Source organism: Vulcanisaeta sp., from assembly GCF_049966235.1.
Lineage (GTDB): Archaea > Thermoproteota > Thermoprotei > Thermoproteales > Thermocladiaceae > Vulcanisaeta > Vulcanisaeta moutnovskia.
In genome coordinates, this window is sequence record NZ_JBMFVA010000058.1 from 1 (window position 1) to 1,721 (window position 1,721).

A 1,721-nucleotide genomic window follows, 5' to 3' on the forward strand; every position below is an offset into this window, starting at 1 on the left:
GTTATTATAATGCGCTTTTTGCTATTGTCAATGCCATAGGTTCGTTGATACCAATACCAGGAATATCGGGCGCTATCGCTAGGGAAGGTGCTATTGAGTACATTAGGGGTGGTAATATTAGGCCTTACTTTGCGGCCTTGGTATTTATGTCATTAATAATGGCCATCATATATGCCGCGGCTCTCGTGATTGCCATACCGATTTATTTAATTAATGGTATTCCGCATTGGTTGCTAGGTACTGTCTACATATACCTGGGCACCGTGGTTGCTCAGTCGCTGGCCGGTGCCTTAGGCCTGTACTTGTGGCTTATGGGTAGGGTTGTAACCCAGGGTGCTGGTTCTACGGTTAACATGCTTCTCATGAGGTTTCTCGAGGTTTTGCTTATTGTGGTTATGCGTAATGTTTATGCAATAGCCATCTCGACCCTTATTGGGTCGGTAGCGCAATTACTATATTACTTAGGTAATATAAAGGACCTTGTTAGTCCTATCCTTGGTATTGGAATAATCACCTCTAAGGTCAAGTACATCCTTGAGTTTGGTTTTCAGTCCTGGATCCTTGGTTACATGGGTACACTTAGCTTTAGTTTATTTACGTACTTAGTGTATAGGTATTTAGGTCCCGACGCGACGGGTATTTATGGACTTGCCGCGGCGATGGTCAACGCAGTCATAGCCCTCGGGCCTGCAGTGTCCACAGTCCTCAATAGTAGGGTTTCTCACGGCCTTGGGCTTGGTATTAATGTCAGGAGTATTTTTAGGGTTTTTGCAATCCCAACCTTCATAGCCTCGGCCATCATGGTGCAATTAATAGTCCTTGCATTACCCATATTGCCCAGGCTTGGTATTATAAATGGTGATTATGTGCGCTCAATACCATACGCATCAACCCTATTCGCCTCCGCACCCTTTGCCGTGGCCGTCACTGTCTATACATCGTATTACTGGGTCATTGGTAAAGGTTGGTACGCGTTGGTGGCTAACTTGGTTGGGCTTGGCATTGGACTTGCAATGTATGTGCTTCTACATACCCTGGGGCTTTATATGGCTGTTGTCAGTAATTATGTAATGTACATAGTCATACTAACCTTCTTCTGGGTCTTAGAGAAATGGAACATTAAAAGCAATACCGTTAGCATCATTGGCTTATCTACATTCCTAACCCTGATATCCTCATGGACCCTACCACTTAATGATCCGCCAATTACCTGGCCCACCATGCAACTAATAACCATTGCCATAACCATCATATCACTATACATTGTTAAACCCCTGCCTAAGTCGTTGCTTGATCAATTACCTAGGTTCGCAAGACCATTATTAATACCATTTACGAATCACCAATACTGAGGCTTATAGCTCCTCCTAACCCTATTACCTAAGTCACTACGTAATCTCCATAAACCCTCCCTAAAGTCCTCAACGATAAGTCCAAGAAGCCCGCCAAATAATCGCTAATCAGTACTTCGCGTTCCACATCCGAGATGACCACGTCTGATAATATGGTTCTGTCTCCGTATCATCCTCAAATACCGAGACATACACGGATGATGGCAAGACATAGAGTCTGGTGGGACCAGCGACAGTTCCAAAAACCTGCGCATTACCCTCAACTATGGCCAAACCTAACCAAAGCTAAACTATTATTTCCCACCCATTAAGGCTCTTAATGCCTCCGGGATCTCAATCTGCCACCTCCTAAATGAGTCCTCAATGCTC

At 44.5% G+C, this 1,721-nt stretch carries 2 protein-coding genes; one reads left to right on the plus strand and one right to left on the minus strand.

Annotated features, from left to right (window positions below; all coding sequences use genetic code 11):
* Nucleotides 1-1,352 (plus strand): lipopolysaccharide biosynthesis protein (locus ACP5L5_RS11660; RefSeq protein WP_428763992.1); only part of this gene is annotated, 1,352 nt, incomplete at its 5' end.
* 108 nt (nucleotides 1,353-1,460) lie between these two features.
* Here ACP5L5_RS11660 and ACP5L5_RS11665 read toward each other — a convergent pair.
* Complete coding sequence (locus tag ACP5L5_RS11665) at nucleotides 1,461-1,625, minus strand: hypothetical protein (RefSeq protein ID WP_428763995.1); 165 nt, start codon at nucleotides 1,623-1,625, stop codon at nucleotides 1,461-1,463.
* Nucleotides 1,626-1,721 lie beyond the last annotated feature (96 nt).